This window comes from Burkholderia sp. AU27893 (assembly GCF_002223205.1).
Classification (GTDB): Bacteria; Pseudomonadota; Gammaproteobacteria; order Burkholderiales; family Burkholderiaceae; genus Burkholderia.
This window is the reverse complement of record NZ_NKFD01000005.1, coordinates 547,056-561,968: the sequence shown is the minus strand read 5'-3', so window position 1 is coordinate 561,968 and position 14,913 is coordinate 547,056. Positions and strand designations below refer to the sequence as shown.

Here is a 14,913-nt window from a genome sequence, read left to right as displayed (position 1 = left end):
CATCCATGATGATGCCGCAATATGTCGGCTTGCCGCGTGCACGGCGGCGAATGACGCGACCACGCCAGGCCGGATGGGGGCGCGCCGAGCACGTTACTGGCACGTTACGGTTTCCCCGGTGCGCCGACGTCGTCGAGCGGCGGTTGAAACCGCTTCACGCCAACGCGACCCGCAGCCCCGCCTACCCTCGCCACGTCGCGTCCGCGAGCTTCGCCACCAGCTCGTCGTACACGACCCGGATGCGCCGGGGCATCGGCCCGCGCCGTGGCCGATAGACGTGCAGCTTCCACGGCTCGGGCTCGAGGCCGGGCAGCAGCCGCACGAGGCGCCCCTTGTCGACGTACGGCCGGACGAGGTACTCGGAGCACTGCCCCAGCCCTACCCCCGCACAGATGGCCTCGATCTCCACCTCGGTATCGTCGGTCAGATACGCGGGCGACGACGGGACGAACTGCTGCTCCCCCCGAAACATCCACGGCCACGCGCGGCCGCTCGCGCGATCGATCAGGCACGTGACCGGCATCGATTCGAGTTCCTTGCGATTTTTGGGCTCACCCAGCCGCCGGATCAGCGACGGCGCGCCGACGATCCACATCGGCAACGGCCCGACCATCCGCGCGACGAAGCGGTTGTCGCCGATCGCCCCGACGCGCACGCCGATGTCGATCTGCTCGTCGACCACCGGCGACGGCACGTCCGATAGCCGCAAGTCGGGCACGAGCCCCGGATACCGCTGCATGAGATCGCTCAGGATCGGTTGCACGTAACGACGCCCCATGCCCGACGGCGCCGTGATTCGCACGACGCCCACCGGCTCGTCGGCCTGGCCGGTCGCGGGGCCGAACAGCCCGTCGACGGCAGCCAGCGCCGTCTGCGCGTCACGCGCGAACGCCTGCCCGAACGCGGTGATCCGGATGCTCCGGGTCGTCCGGTGAAACAGCGTTTCGCCGAGCATCTCCTCCAGTTCGCGCACCGCGCGCGTCACGACCTGCGGCGACACGCCCAGGCGCGCCGCCGCCTCGCGGAACGTGGGCGCCGCGGCGGCTGCGGCAAAGATCTTCAGGATGTCGAGTCGGTTGAGCATGGAGAACCCTCGTGGCACGCGCATGCGGCAGCGCCTTTAATTCCCGAAACGGGAATTCTGAATGCGCCATTGTTCCATTTTTTTACGACCGGCGAGCGACCACAATGCCCATCAAGCGTGCATCGCAACCGATTCAACTCAGCCCCATGCGCCGCTTTCATCCCTCACTCTGGAGAATCTCATCATGAACGCAAGCACGAAACCGGCCCAACTCGACGGCCGCATCGCCGTGGTAACGGGCGCCAGCTCCGGCATCGGCCGCGCGTCCGCGATCGAACTCGCGCGTCGCGGCGCCAAGGTCGTCGTCTCCGCACGGCGCAAGCCCGAGCTCGATCGACTGGTCGACGAAATCGTGACCGCCGGCGGCGACGCCAAAGCCTTCGTCGCGGACGTCGCGAACGAAGACGATCTGCGCAAGCTGTTCGATTTCACGGTAGCGACCTACGGACGCGTCGACATCGCGTTCAACAACGCCGGCACGGAAGGCGTGTTCGCGCCGCTGCTCGAGCAGGATGCCGAGCGGTTCGACAAGGTGTTCGAACCGAACGTGCGCGGTGTATTCAACTCGATGAAGTACGCCGCTGAAATCATGCTGCGGCAGGGGTCGGGCAGCATCATCAACAATGCGTCGATGGGCGGGCTGATCGGCTTCGAGAATGCGTCGGTCTATATCGCGAGCAAGCACGCGGTGATCGGGATGACGAAGACGGCGTCGATCGAATGGTTCAAACGCGGCGTGCGCGTGAACGCGCTGTGCCCGGGGCTGATCGAAACGCCGTTCCATCATCGCGGCATCTGGCCGTCGGACGAGGCGCAACAGGCGTTCACCACATCGACGCCGGCAGGACGCTGGGGCTCCGCCGAGGAGATGGCGACGATCGTCGCGTTCCTCGCTTCGGACGATTCCAGCTACGTGTCGGGACATGCGCTCGTGGCCGACGGCGGTTATTCGGTGGCATGACGGGCAACGCGCGAGGCCGGGCCGTGGCGGCGTGCGCCAGATGCCGCACGCTGCCCCCCGGCGTCGGCTAGGCCACCGCCTGCCTCGCGTGCAGCCGCAGTGCCAGCCACGCTATCCCGACCGCCACCGCGCCGACCACGCCGCCGAACGTGCCGATCCACGGCAGCCCGAAGTCGCCGGCGATATGGTTGCCGATCAGCGCGCCCGCGCCGATGCCGACGTTGTACAGCCCGGAGAAGATCGATACCGCGAGGTCGGTTCCCTCCGGCGCCAGCTTCAGCACCCATGCCTGCATCGCCAGCCCGAAGCAGACGATCGCCCCGCCCCAGACCAGCGTATGCACGGACAGCGTGACGATGTTCAGCGCGCACGGGAACAGGATCAGCAGGCATCCCGCCAGCGCGACGATCGACCCGAGCAGGAAATCGTCCGGCCGGTGCGGATAGAGGCGGTTGAAGCAGATCGCGGCCGGTATGCCGGCGACGCCGAACAGGATCAGCACATACGTAATCCGGCTGCTGCTCGCGTGGTTCACGCTCTGGACGAACGGCTCGATGTACGTGTACGACGTGAAATGCGCGGACACGACGAGCACGGTGATCGCGTACAGCGCCACCAGCGCGGGCTTGCGCAGGAACACGCCGATACTGCTGAGCGACCCGGCGCCCTGGCTCGGCGATACCGGCAACGTCGCACGCAGCAGCACCAGCGCGACGGCCGCCGCGCCGGCGATGATCAGGAACGTGACGCGCCAGCCGAACGTCTCGCCGACCACGCGCCCGAGTGGTATGCCGGCCACCATCGCGATCGCCGTGCCCATCGCCAGCAGGCTGAGCGCACGGCTTTTCCGGTCGCTCGGCGCGAGCCGCACGGCCAGCGGCACGGAAATCGACCAGAACACCGCATGCGCGCACGCAATGCCCAGCCGGCCGACCATCAGCACCGCGAAATTCCATGCGACACCGGTCACGACGTGGCTCGCGATGAACCCCAGCAACGCCCACGTGAGCAGCTTGCGACGCTCGACATGGCGCGTGGCCAGTGTCAGCGGCAACGACACGACGGCCACGGCCCACGCATAGATGGTCAGCATCAGGCCGACGTCGGTCGGCTGCATGTGCAGGCTGTCGCCGATCGCGCTGAGCAGCGCGACGGGCACGAATTCGGTGGTATTGAAGATGAAGGCGGTGAGTGCCAGGGTCAGGACACCCCACCACGAATGCTTGGAACTGACGGCGTCCGGTGTAGCCATACCTGGAATCGGCGAGACGAGGGTTGGGGGCGCGCGGCGCGGAGAGCCCGGCCCGGCGATCGCCGCGATTGTACCAGCGGCACATGACACGGCGCGGGGTGGCGTGGCGTCGCGTCGGTGGGCCGCGGGACATGGTCACGACACGGCCGTGCGCCGATAATGTGCGGACAGGCTTCCACGACCCGTTTGCACGCGCCCCTTTCGATCCAGGAGGTACACATGCGCATTGAAACGTCTTTTCTGTTCGATCTCGACGGCACGCTCGTCGATAGCGTCTACCAGCACGTCCTCGCGTGGAAGGAAGCGCTCGATGCGGAAGGCATCGAATTGTCGGTGTGGCGCATCCATCGCAAGATCGGCATGAGCGGCGGCCTGTTCCTGAATCAGCTGCTGCGCGAGACGTCGGGCGACCTCGACGCCGAGCGCGTCGAGCGGCTGGCGCGCCTCCATGCGGCCGCGTACCAGCGGCTGCGCGCGCAGGTCCGGCCGCTGCCGGGTGCGCGCGAGCTGCTGGCCGCGCTGTCGGCGGCGGGCATTCGCTGGGCGATCGCGACCAGCGGGCGGATGGAGACGGCCGCCATCAACCTGGAGGCGCTCGGCGTCGATCCGGCGAAGCAGGTGGTGGTGACGCGCGACCAGGTCAAGTACGCGAAGCCCGACCCCGACCTGTTCCTGACGGCTGCCGCGCAACTGAACGTGCCGATCGAACACACGGTCGTGGTGGGCGACAGCATCTGGGACATGCTCGCCGCCGCCCGCTGCCGCTCGCTCGGCGTCGGGTTGCTGTCGGGCGGATACGGCAGCGACGAACTCGAACGCGCGGGCGCGCTGCGCGTGTACGATGACCCGGCCGATCTGCTGTGGCATCTCGACGAGATAGCGGCCCGGCCCTGAAACGCGTGCTTCGCCGACGGCGCCTGCACCGGCGCGCCGTCGGTTTGGTCAGGTCGCGAACGACCACCGGCCACGCCTGCGCGGAACCGGCCCGCGGCCGCCGCGCGGTTCAATCGTCGTCAACGCGCTTGTCGATCAGATAACGGCCCCGCTCGACGCCCGCGAGCAGCGCTTCGTTCTCGGTCGTCCAGGTGGGGCCATCGGCCGCCGCCGACGCGCCCAGCTCGATGCGCTCGCCGCCCACATACACCTGCACCTCGTCACGCCACGCGCCGCTGTCGTTGCGCCGCGCCCACACGCGTATCTCGTGCCCGCGATACGGGTCCCGAATCTGTGCGTCCTGTTGATTTTGCACGGTGGCCTCCTTGTACCTATCTGCGATGGCGATGCAAATAATACGCGCCGCATGCGCGCCGTGCGCCCCGTCGGCCCCATACGCACGCGCCGTGCCCGACACCCGCCCGCTGGCACGCGGTTTGCGCGCCGGTCGCGCACCGAACCGCCGCGGCATGCCGCGCGAGCCCGCGAAGCGGTTCCTCCAGCAACCGGACGACGATCCGCGCACCGACGCCTTCCCCGGCTCCGCTCCCGCGACCCGGCTCGCGGATCGAACGTCCCGACCCTTCGCGAAGGAGCCTCGTGTGAATCAAACGACCGATCTGCTCTCCTATCTCGTGACGAGCCAACTGGCCGCGCGCATGCGGTCCGGTGCATGGCTCACGACCGGTCAGCTCGTCGACGTGCAGCGGATGTGGCTCGCGTGCCATCGCGCCGAATGCGGATGGCTTGCGCGGATCAGGATCGCGGACGCGTCCGTGACGATCGCGCAAGGGATCTACGACATCGCGATCGCGAACCGCGATCCCGACAGCGGCGAACGGGTGCGGCTCGACGCCGACTCACCGGAACTGAACGCGCTGCGCGAACGGTGCGACGCGCTGCTGCAGCGGATCGACGGCAGCCGGGACGTCGACGCATGGTGATCGTGCGGGCCGCGCGGCGCCCGTGACGGGCACGCCGCTTGCGCGGTGAGCCCGTTTTGATCCGACGGAGCCGGCCCATGCGAACCGACGCACTCGACGGAAACGATCTCGACTACTGGTGTGCACGCGCGCTGTGCGCCGACGACGAAGACACGCTGCGTTTCACCGCCGTCACGCCGCACCTGGTCGTGACAGCCGCGTGCGACGCACTCAGGCGGCTCGACACGTGTTTCATGCCGTCGGCGTCGTGGTCCGATGCGGGCGCGGTGCTCGACCGTGTCGACGATCTGCGAATCGCACGGCACGGCGACGACGTCGAATGCGACGCGACCTTCGTCGACGTCCCGTCCACCTGCGGCGCACACGGGCGCAATGCGCGCGTGGCGCTGCTGCGGGCGTTCGTGCGCGCACGCTTTGGCGATGAAATCGATGCACCGCCGCCGTTCCCGCACCGGATCGAACACGGTGCGGTGGTGCGCTGCGATCCCGGCGTGCCGCTTCCCGACGCCGATGACGATCGCGCCACGGGCGACAGCACGGATATCCGCTCGGTGCCGCGCATGTAAGTGCATGCAGGTACCCAGCGTTCATGTAAAAACGACAGTCCCCGCCCCCGCGAGCCCCCACCCGCCCTTGTCCCACGGGAAACCACCCGGCAGGCACGGGTGTTGCGGCGAACCACCGTCATTGACTGCCGCCCCTACGCCCGCGCCATGGACTCCACGCCGCCCTTTTCTCCGCACCTCTACTTCTGCGACGCCCGCCTCGTCGGGCCGCTCGACGCATGGCCGCAGACGTTCGCGCATATCGCCGGCATGGGCTTCGATCATGTGCTCGTCGGCGCGTTCTGGGCCGCGAGCGTCGCCGGTTTTCCGCGCCACGTGGCGGATTTCCGGCGTCCGTCCCAAGCGTTCGCGACACGCGCGAGCGCGCTCGAAACCTTCTCGCGCCTCGCCCAGCTCGCACACGGCCACGGGCTGCGCGTGCTGCTCGAAGTCGTGCCGGATCGGGTCGCGCGCGAAAACCCGCTGCGTGCCGAGCATCCGGACTGGTACGTCGAGCGCATGCACGACGACGCGCTGATCGATCCGCGCGGCACCGCGCACGCGCTGGATGTCGCCCACGCGAACCTCGGCGATGAAGCCGCGCGCGACGCACTGTCCGCGTGGTGGTGCAAGCACCTCGCCGCGTTCGCCGATGCGGGCGCGGCCGGCTTCCTGATCGACGCGCCGCATCATCTGCCGGCCGCCTGGTGGCCCGGCTGGCGCGCGGCGCTGCGCCGTACGCGCCCGGACGCCGCGGTGCTCGCCGGCGTGCCCGGCCATGCGCGCGACGCGCTGGCGCAGCTCGAAGGCGCCGGGTTCGACGCGGTGTTTTCATCGGTGCGCTGGTGGGATCTGCGCACGCCGTGGTTCGTCGACGAACACCGGCTGCTGCGGCGGATCGGCTCGCCGATCGCGTTTCCCGACGCGTGCGACGGCCCGCGCCTCGCCGACGACTGGCCCGACGCGTCGGATGACCTCGTCGTTCGCGCCTATCGCCGCGCGTTGTGGACCGCTGCCGCCGTCGGCACCGGCTGGCTCGTGCCGATGGGCTTCGAGCGCGGCGTCACGGTGCCGCTGATGGCGCGCGACGCCGATGCGGCGCGCTACCGCGCCGCGTTCGAGCGCGCACGCTTCGACCTGTCGGGCGCGATCGCCGACGCGAACGCATGGCGCCGCGCCACGCCCGTGGCGGCCGCGCGCGGCGAAATCGTGCAGTTGAGCGCGCCCGGCGCACCGGCGACCGCGTTGCTGCGCGGCACCGGGCCGTCGCTCGAGCACGACGAAGCGGCACTGCTGATCGCGTTGAATCCCGATCTCGACGCAGCGGTGACGGTCGACCCCGCGACGATCCTGCCCGGCGTGCCGGGCGGATTCACGCGCGTCGCCACGCACGACGGCATGCACACCCACTCGCCGGCCGCGCTCGAACCGTTCACGCTCGACCCGGGCGCGTACGCGCTGCTGCATGCGTGGCAAGCGCCGCCCGTCACGACGCGCCGCGACGCCGCGCACGAGCGCGGCGCGCTGTCCGCGGCGATCGCGGCCGACCGGATCGCGATCGAGCGCGTCGAGCCGTCGGTCGACGGCGGCCGCTTCGCGGTCAAGCGCGTGATCGGCGAGACGCTCGTCGTCCACGCGTCGATCTTCACCGACGGACACGCGCATCTCGCGGCCGCGCTGCAGTGGCGTGCCGCCGGCGACGACGACTGGCGCGAAATCCCGTTCGAAGCCGAACCGAACGACCGCTGGCACGCCCGCGTCGTGCTCGACCGGCTCGGCCGCCATGAATTTCGCGTGATTGCCTGGCGTGACGACTGGGCGTCGCTCGTCCACGATGTCGCGAAGAAACACGCGGCCGGCCAGGACGTGTCGCTCGAACTGCGCGAAGCGCAGCTACTGCTCGCGACCGCGCTCAAGCTCGCCGATCCGCTCGATGCACGCGCGCGCACGCAGATGAAACGACTCGTCGCCGAGTTCAAGGACGCATCGGCCGACGTGCGGCTCGCGCAGCTCGGCGCGGCGCCGCTCGCCGACGCGTTCGCGGCGCTGCGCTACCGCCCGTTCGTCACGCACGACACGACGACCTTCCCGGTCGACGTCGAGCGCCGCGCAGCGCGCTTCTCCAGCTGGTACGAGATGTTTCCGCGCTCGGCGAGCGACGACCCGCACCGGCACGGCACGTTCGACGACGTGATCGCGCACCTGCCGCGCATCCGCGACATGGGTTTCGACGTGCTGTATTTCCCGCCGATCCACCCGATCGGCACGACCGCGCGCAAGGGCCGCAACAACAGCCTGACGGCCGGCCCCGACGACGTCGGCAGCCCGTACGCGATCGGCTCGCCGGACGGCGGCCACACGGCCGTGCATCCGCAGCTCGGCACGCTCGACTCGTTCCGCGCGCTGGTCGATGCCGCGCGCGGCCATGGGCTCGAGATCGCGCTCGATTTCGCGATCCAGTGCTCGCCCGACCATCCGTGGCTCGCCGCGCATCCGGGCTGGTTCGCGTGGCGGCCCGACGGCTCGCTGCGCTTCGCGGAAAATCCGCCGAAGCGCTACCAGGACATCGTGAACCCCGATTTCTACGCGCCGGATGCGCTGCCCGACCTGTGGCTCGCGCTGCGCGACGCGGTGCTGTTCTGGGTCGACGCAGGCGTGCGGATCTTCCGCGTCGACAATCCGCACACGAAGCCGCTGCCGTTCTGGGCATGGATGATCGACGACGTGCGCGGCCGGCACCCGGACGTCGTGTTCCTGTCCGAAGCGTTCACACGGCCGGGCATGATGGTCCGGCTCGCGAAAGTCGGCTTCTCGCAGTCGTACACGTACTTCACGTGGCGCGAGTCGAAGCGAGACTTCATCGAGTACCTGACCGAGCTGACGACCGGCCCCGCGCGCGAGTTCTTCCGGCCGAACTTCTTCGTCAACACGCCCGACATCAACCCGCGCCACCTGCAGAACGCGCCGCGCACGCAGTTCGTGATCCGTGCGGCGCTCGCGGCGACGCTGGCCGGCGCGTGGGGCATGTACTCGGGCTTCGAACTCGGCGAATCGGCGCCGCTGCCCGACAGCGAGGAATACGCGGACGCGGAGAAGTACGAGCTGCGCTCGCGCGACTGGAGCAAGACCGCGCATATCGGCGCCGAGGTCGCGCGGCTGAACCGCGCGCGGCGCGCCCACCCGGCGCTGCAGACCCATCTCGGCCTCACGTTCCTCGACGCGGACAACGACGCAGTGCTCGTGTTCATGAAGGCGACGCCGGCATTCGACAGCGTGGTGGTCGTCGCGATCAGCACCGATCCGTGGCATCCGCAGGTCGCGAATTTCACGCTCGATGCGTCGCTGTGGCGCGGCCTGGGGCTCGTCGACGGCGAACCGCTCGACGCGCTCGAACAGGACGCCACGCATGCGGAAACCTGGCGCGGGCATCGCCAGTACGTCTCGCTCGATCCGCATGTGCGCCCGTATGCAATCTGGCGGCTCACGCCGTCTCCAGGCGCCGCGCGGGCGGCGGCGCACGAACCGGGCGACGCCCGGCCCTCCTCGGGAGCCCATGGATGATGAAACGCGAAGATTCCCTCGACGACGTGCGCCGCGCGCAATTCCCGTCGCTCGCACCGGCCGGCACCCCGCGCCGGCGCCGCGCACGCCGCCGCGCGCCGGCGCTCTGCGCGGACGATCCGCTGTGGTACAAGGACGCGATCATCTACCAGGTGCACGTGAAGTCGTTCTACGACTCGAACAACGACGGCATCGGCGATTTCCCCGGCCTGATCGCGAAGCTCGACTACATCGCCGAACTCGGCGTCGACACGATCTGGCTGCTGCCGTTCTACCCGTCGCCGCGCCGCGACGATGGCTACGACATCGCCGACTACCGTGGCGTGCATCCCGACTACGGCACGCTGGCCGACGTGCGGCGCTTCATCCGCGAAGCGCATACGCGCGGCATTCGCGTAATCACCGAGCTGGTGATCAACCACACGTCGGACCAGCATCCGTGGTTCCAGCGCGCGCGCCGCGCGAAGCCCGGTTCCACGCATCGCGACTACTACATGTGGTCGGACACCGACACGAAATACGCGGGCACGCGGATCATCTTCCTCGATACGGAAACGTCGAACTGGGCGCACGACCCGATCGCCGGCCAGTACTACTGGCACCGCTTCTATTCGCACCAGCCGGACCTGAACTTCGACAACCCGGCCGTCGTGCGCGAGGTGATACAGGTGATGCGCTTCTGGCTCGACCTCGGCATCGACGGGCTGCGGCTCGACGCGGTGCCGTATCTCGTCGCGCGGGAAGGCACCAGCAACGAGAACCTGCCCGAGACGCACGCGATCCTGAAGCGGATCCGCGCGACGATCGACGCCGAGTATCCGAACCGGATGCTGCTCGCCGAGGCGAACCAGTGGCCGGAAGACGTGCAGGAATATTTCGGCAACGAGGACGAATGCCACATGGCGTTCCATTTCCCGCTGATGCCGCGCATCTACATGTCGATCGCGAGCGAGGACCGCTTCCCGATCGTCGACATCATGCGGCAGACGCCGGAACTCGCGCCGAGCAACCAGTGGGCCGTGTTCCTGCGCAACCACGACGAGCTGACGCTCGAGATGGTGACCGACTCCGAGCGCGACCTGCTGTGGCAGACCTATGCGAGCGACCGGCGCGCGCGGCTGAATCTCGGCATCCGGCGCCGGCTCGCGCCGCTGATGGAACGCGACCGGCGCCGCATCGAGCTGATCAACTCGCTGCTGCTGTCGATGCCGGGCACGCCGGTGATCTACTACGGCGACGAGCTCGGGATGGGCGACAACATCCACCTCGGCGACCGCGACGGCGTGCGCACGCCGATGCAGTGGTCGTCGGACCGCAACGGCGGCTTCTCGCGCGCCGACCCCGAACAGCTCGTGCTGCCGCCGGTGATGGGCGCGCTGTACGGCTACGACGCGGTCAACGTGGAGGCGCAGACGCGCGACCCGCATTCGCTGCTGAACTGGACGCGCCGCATCCTGTCGACGCGCCGCGCGTCGCAGGCGTTCGGGCGCGGCACGATCCGCTTCCTGCGCCCGGAGAACCGCAAGGTGCTCGCGTACCTGCGCGAGCTGGACGGCCACGATCCGGTGCTGTGCGTCGCGAACCTGTCGCGGGCGTCGCAGGCCGTCGAGCTCGACCTGTCCGAATTCGCGGGCCGCGTGCCGATCGAGATGACGTCCGATTCGCCGTTTCCGCCGATCGGGCAGCTCACGTACCTGCTGACCTTTCCACCGTACGGGTTCCTGTGGTTCGTGCTCGCCGAGCACGGCCGCGAGCCGTCGTGGCGGCAGCCGCACGCGGAGCCGCTGCCCGAATACGTGACGCTCGTGATGCGGCGCGGCGATACGCGGCCGAACGTCGAACAGCTGCACGTGCTCGCGCACGATGCCCTGCCGTCGTGGCTCGCGCGGCGGCGCTGGTTCGCGTCGAAGGACCGCGCGATCGGCACGGCCCGGCTGAACGTCGTCACGCCGGTGCCGGGCGAACCGTTCCAGTATGCGGAGGCCTGGGTCGAATCCGGTGAGACGGGCCATGTCGAACGCTACGTCGTGCCGCTCGCGGCCGCGTGGGGCGGTGAAACCTCGCAGCCGCTGTTCACGCAGCTGGCGCTGGCGCGCGTGCGGCGCGGCCATTCGGTCGGCTACCTGACCGACGCCTTTGCCTTGCCGGCGTTCGCGCACGGGATGCTGCGCAAGCTGCGGGACGGCGCGACGGTGCCGACCACCGACGGCGGCCGGCTCGCGTTCCTGCCGGAAGACGCGCTCGCCGCGCTCGATCCCGGCGACGACGCCGAAGTGCGCTGGCTCGCGGCCGAGCAGAGCAACAGCTCGCTCGTGATCGGCGACGCGATCGTGCTGAAGCTGGTGCGCAAGGTCGCGCACGGCGTGCATCCGGAAGCGGAAATGAGCCGGCACCTGACGCGGATCGGTTACCCGAACACCGCGACGCTCGCGGGCGAAGTCGTGCACGTCGACCCGGACGGCACGCCGCACACGGTCGCGATCCTGCAGCGCTACGTCGACAACCAGGGCGACGCGTGGACGCGCTCGTTCGACTTCCTGCGGCGCGCGGTGGACGAGCTCGCGCTGCCGGCTGCCGACGAAGAGGAACACGACGACACGAACCAGGAACCCGACGCGCTGCTCGGCTATGCGGCGTTCGCGGGGATCATCGGCACGCGGCTCGGCCAGCTGCACGTCGCGCTCGCGCAGCCGTCCGACGACCCCGCGTTCGCGCCGGAGCCCGCGACGCCCGGCCATGTCGACGGCTGGTGCGCGGACGCGATCGCGTCGTTCGAGCATGCGCTCGACGTGCTGCAGACGCGGCTCGAGGCGCTCGATCCTGCGATGCGCACGGCGGCCGACACGCTGCTCGCGTCGCGCGACGCGGCTGTGCGCGCGCTCGGCGAACTCGTGCCGCGCACGCTCGATGCGCAGTGCATGCGGATCCACGGCGATTTCCATCTGGGCCAGGTACTCGACGTGCAGGGCGACGCGCTGCTGATCGACTTCGAGGGCGAGCCGGCGCGCCCGCTCGAACACCGCCGCGCGAAATCGCATCCGCTGCGCGACGTGGCCGGCCTGCTGCGTTCGCTGTCGTACGTGAGCGCGACCGCGCAGTTCGCAATCGAGAAGGCGCCGCCGCAGGCGGCCGGCCGCAAGCGCGCGCTGTTCGACCGCTTCGGGCAGGCCGCCGCCGACCGCTTCGTCGACTGCTATCGCACGGCCGCCGAGCAGGCGCCCGCGCGTTTCGTCGACCCGCGCTACGCCGATCGCCTGCTCGCGCTGTTCCTGATCGACAAGGCGTCGTACGAACTGTGCTACGAAGCCGCGAACCGGCCCGACTGGCTGAGCGTGCCGGTCGGCGGGCTGGCCGCGCTGGTCGAACGGCTGCTCGATGACGGCGGCGCATCCGACGACGGAGGCACACGATGACTGACACGCTGTTCGAACGATCCGACATCGAGGCGCTGCTCGCCGGCCGTCATCCCGATCCGTTCGCGTGCCTCGGCCCGCACGGGCAGGCCGGCGAGGTCGTCGTGCGCGCGCTGCTGCCCGGCGCGACAAGCGTGCATGCGCTGTCGCCGGAAGGCGCCGAACTCGGCACGCTCGAATGCGTCGATCGCGCCGGCTGCTTCGCGGGAACGATCCCGCGCAACGGCGGCGCGCCCCACTACCTGCTCGCGATCGACTGGCCCAACGCGCGGCAGGTGATCGACGATGCGTATGCGTTCGGCACGCTGCTCGACGACGCCGTGCTCGCCCGCTTCTCGGCCGGCGACCCGGCCGCCGTGCTCGACTGCCTCGGCGCCGTGCCCGCGCGCATCGACGAAACCGACGGCGTGCGCTTCGCGGTCTGGGCGCCGAACGCGCAGCGCGTGTCGGTGGTGGGCGACTTCAACGGCTGGGACGGCCGCCGCCATCCGATGCGGCTGCGGCGGCCGTCGGGCGTGTGGGAGCTGTTCGTGCCGGGCATCGGCGCGGGCGAATGCTACAAGTACGAGGTGCGCGCGGCCGACGGGCGCGTGCTGCCGCACAAGGCCGATCCCTGCGCGCGCGCGACCGAGGCGCCGCCGCGCACGGCGTCGGTCGTCGCCGACGTCGCGGCGCTCGACGCGTTCGCGTGGCACGACGACGGCTGGATGCACGCGCGGCCGCACACCGACCGCTACCGCGTGCCGTGGTCGATCTACGAGGTGCATGCGGAATCGTGGCTACGCGTGCCCGAGGAGATGAACCGCAGCGCGACCTGGGACGAACTCGCCGAGCGGCTGATTCCGTACGTGAAGGGCATGGGCTTCACGCACGTCGAGTTCATGCCGATCGCCGAATACCCGTTCGGCGGCTCGTGGGGCTACCAGCCGCTCGCGCAGTTCGCGCCGTCCGCGCGCTTCGGGCCGGCCGACGGTTTCGCGCGCTTCGTCGACCGCGCACATGCGGCCGGCATCGGCGTGCTGGTCGACTGGGTGCCCGCGCACTTCCCCGACGATCCGCATGGCCTCGCGCAGTTCGACGGCACCGCGCTGTACGAGCACGCCGACCCGCGCGAAGGGCTGCATCCCGACTGGCACACCTGCGTGTTCAACGTCGGGCGCAGCGAAGTCGGCGCCTTCCTCGTCGCCTCGGCGCTCGCGTGGGCGCGCCGGTATCACGTCGACGGCATCCGCGTCGACGCCGTCGCGTCGATGCTGTACCGCGACTATTCGCGCGCGGAAGGCGAATGGGTGCCGAACGTGCACGGCGGCCGCGAGAACCTCGAATCGGTCGCGTTCCTGCGCATGCTGAACGACACGCTGCACGGTGCGGCCGCGCCGGCCGGCGTCGTCACCATCGCGGAGGAATCGACCGCCTGGCCGGGCGTCACCGCGCCGACCGGCGACGGCGGGCTCGGCTTCGACTTCAAGTGGAACATGGGCTGGATGCACGACACGCTCGCGTATCTGCGCGAGGACCCGGTGCATCGCCGCTATCACCACGACCGGATGACGTTCGGGCTCGTGTACGCGTTCTCCGAGCGCTTCGTGCTGCCGCTGTCGCACGACGAGGTCGTGCACGGCAAGGGCTCGCTCGTCGCGAAGATGCCAGGCGACGCGTGGCAGCGGCTCGCGACGCTGCGTGCGTACTTCGGCTTCATGTGGGCGCACCCCGGCAAGAAGCTGCTGTTCATGGGCAGCGAATTCGCGCAATGGGCCGAGTTCGCGCACGACGCGACGCCGCACTGGGACCTGCTCGATGCGCCCGCGCATCGCGGCGTGCAGCGGCTCGTGCGCGACCTGAACCGCACCTACGCGGCCGAGCCGGCGCTGCATGCGCTCGACTGCCACGCGGCCGGCTTCTCCTGGCTGATCGGCGACGACCGCGACAACAGCGTGTTCGCGTTCGCGCGGCGCGACGACGCGGGGCATCTCGTCGTCGCGGTCTGCAACTTCACGCCCGCGCCGCGCGCCGGGTATCGCATCGGGCTGCCCGCGCCCGGCCACTGGCGGGAACTGATGAACACCGATGCCGCGCCGTACGGCGGCACCAACGCCGGCAACGACGGCGCCGTGTGGGCCGAAGCCGTGCCCGCGCACGGCGAAGCGTGGTCGGCCACCCTGCGCCTGCCGCCGCTCGCGACGCTGTGGCTGCGCCCCATCTGAATGCTTGCGCCCTCGA

At 69.9% G+C, this 14,913-nt stretch carries 10 protein-coding genes; 7 read left to right on the top strand and 3 right to left on the bottom strand.

Translation table 11 applies throughout. The annotated features are described in order from the left end of the window. Positions 1–181: 181 nt before the first annotated feature. Positions 182–1,084, bottom strand: coding sequence for a LysR family transcriptional regulator (locus CFB47_RS34745; protein ID WP_089463936.1), 903 nt, complete (start codon positions 1,082–1,084; stop codon positions 182–184). Between the two features lie 184 nt (positions 1,085–1,268). Here CFB47_RS34745 and CFB47_RS34740 point away from each other — a divergent pair, with 184 nt between their 5' ends. Then, positions 1,269–2,045, top strand: coding sequence for an SDR family NAD(P)-dependent oxidoreductase (locus tag CFB47_RS34740; RefSeq protein ID WP_089463935.1), 777 nt, complete (start codon positions 1,269–1,271; stop codon positions 2,043–2,045). Positions 2,046–2,112: 67 nt separating this feature from the next. On the opposite strand, the gene CFB47_RS34735 is transcribed toward CFB47_RS34740, so the two are convergent. Beyond that, positions 2,113–3,297 carry a sugar transporter gene (locus tag CFB47_RS34735; RefSeq protein WP_089459323.1) on the bottom strand — a complete coding sequence of 395 codons (1,185 nt, stop codon included), beginning with the start codon at positions 3,295–3,297 and terminating at the stop codon, positions 2,113–2,115. 219 nt (positions 3,298–3,516) lie between these two features. Here CFB47_RS34735 and CFB47_RS34730 point away from each other — a divergent pair, with 219 nt between their 5' ends. Continuing rightward, a complete protein-coding gene (locus CFB47_RS34730) occupies positions 3,517–4,191 on the top strand; it encodes an HAD family hydrolase (protein WP_089459322.1) in 675 nt (224 codons plus the stop codon). A gap of 109 nt (positions 4,192–4,300) precedes the next feature. On the opposite strand, the gene CFB47_RS34725 is transcribed toward CFB47_RS34730, so the two are convergent. Beyond that, the gene (locus tag CFB47_RS34725; protein WP_089444216.1) at positions 4,301–4,546 is read right to left on the bottom strand and encodes a DUF6566 family protein; all 246 of its coding nucleotides are present in this window, start codon (positions 4,544–4,546) and stop codon (positions 4,301–4,303) included. Between the two features lie 343 nt (positions 4,547–4,889). On the opposite strand from CFB47_RS34725, the gene CFB47_RS34720 reads away from it, so the two are divergent. The 5 genes from CFB47_RS34720 (at position 4,890) to glgB (ending at position 14,897) form a co-directional block, all read left to right on the top strand. Then, complete coding sequence (locus CFB47_RS34720) at positions 4,890–5,174, top strand: hypothetical protein (protein WP_089444215.1); 285 nt, start codon at positions 4,890–4,892, stop codon at positions 5,172–5,174. Positions 5,175–5,251: 77 nt separating this feature from the next. Continuing rightward, positions 5,252–5,740, top strand: coding sequence for a phage protein NinX family protein (locus CFB47_RS34715; protein WP_089463934.1), 489 nt, complete (start codon positions 5,252–5,254; stop codon positions 5,738–5,740). Positions 5,741–5,887: 147 nt separating this feature from the next. Then, positions 5,888–9,280, top strand: a complete 3,393-nt coding sequence (locus tag CFB47_RS34710; protein WP_089463933.1) for a maltotransferase domain-containing protein — start codon at positions 5,888–5,890, stop codon at positions 9,278–9,280. Further along, on the top strand, positions 9,280–12,693 hold the full coding sequence (gene treS, locus CFB47_RS34705; RefSeq protein ID WP_089464298.1) for a maltose alpha-D-glucosyltransferase: 3,414 nt from the start codon (positions 9,280–9,282) through the stop codon (positions 12,691–12,693). The genes CFB47_RS34710 and treS overlap by 1 nt, the downstream gene beginning before the upstream one ends. Continuing rightward, positions 12,690–14,897 (top strand): 1,4-alpha-glucan branching protein GlgB, encoded by a 2,208-nt coding sequence (glgB, locus tag CFB47_RS34700; RefSeq protein WP_089463932.1) that lies wholly within the window; start codon positions 12,690–12,692, stop codon positions 14,895–14,897. Before treS ends, glgB begins: the two co-directional genes overlap by 4 nt. Positions 14,898–14,913: the final 16 nt, after the last annotated feature.

Excerpts from the sequence above, each read along its gene's own strand:
- CFB47_RS34730 (WP_089459322.1), top strand. The coding sequence starts at position 3,517 with ATGCGCATTGAAACGTCTTTTCTGTTCGATCTCGACGGCACGCTCGTC.
- glgB (WP_089463932.1), top strand. The coding sequence starts at position 12,690 with ATGACTGACACGCTGTTCGAACGATCCGACATCGAGGCGCTGCTCGCC.
- CFB47_RS34710 (WP_089463933.1), top strand. The coding sequence starts at position 5,888 with ATGGACTCCACGCCGCCCTTTTCTCCGCACCTCTACTTCTGCGACGCC.
- CFB47_RS34735 (WP_089459323.1), bottom strand. The coding sequence starts at position 3,297 with ATGGCTACACCGGACGCCGTCAGTTCCAAGCATTCGTGGTGGGGTGTC.
- treS (WP_089464298.1), top strand. The coding sequence starts at position 9,280 with ATGAAACGCGAAGATTCCCTCGACGACGTGCGCCGCGCGCAATTCCCG.
- CFB47_RS34745 (WP_089463936.1), bottom strand. The coding sequence starts at position 1,084 with ATGCTCAACCGACTCGACATCCTGAAGATCTTTGCCGCAGCCGCCGCG.
- CFB47_RS34720 (WP_089444215.1), top strand. The coding sequence starts at position 4,890 with ATGCGGTCCGGTGCATGGCTCACGACCGGTCAGCTCGTCGACGTGCAG.
- CFB47_RS34715 (WP_089463934.1), top strand. The coding sequence starts at position 5,252 with ATGCGAACCGACGCACTCGACGGAAACGATCTCGACTACTGGTGTGCA.
- CFB47_RS34740 (WP_089463935.1), top strand. The coding sequence starts at position 1,269 with ATGAACGCAAGCACGAAACCGGCCCAACTCGACGGCCGCATCGCCGTG.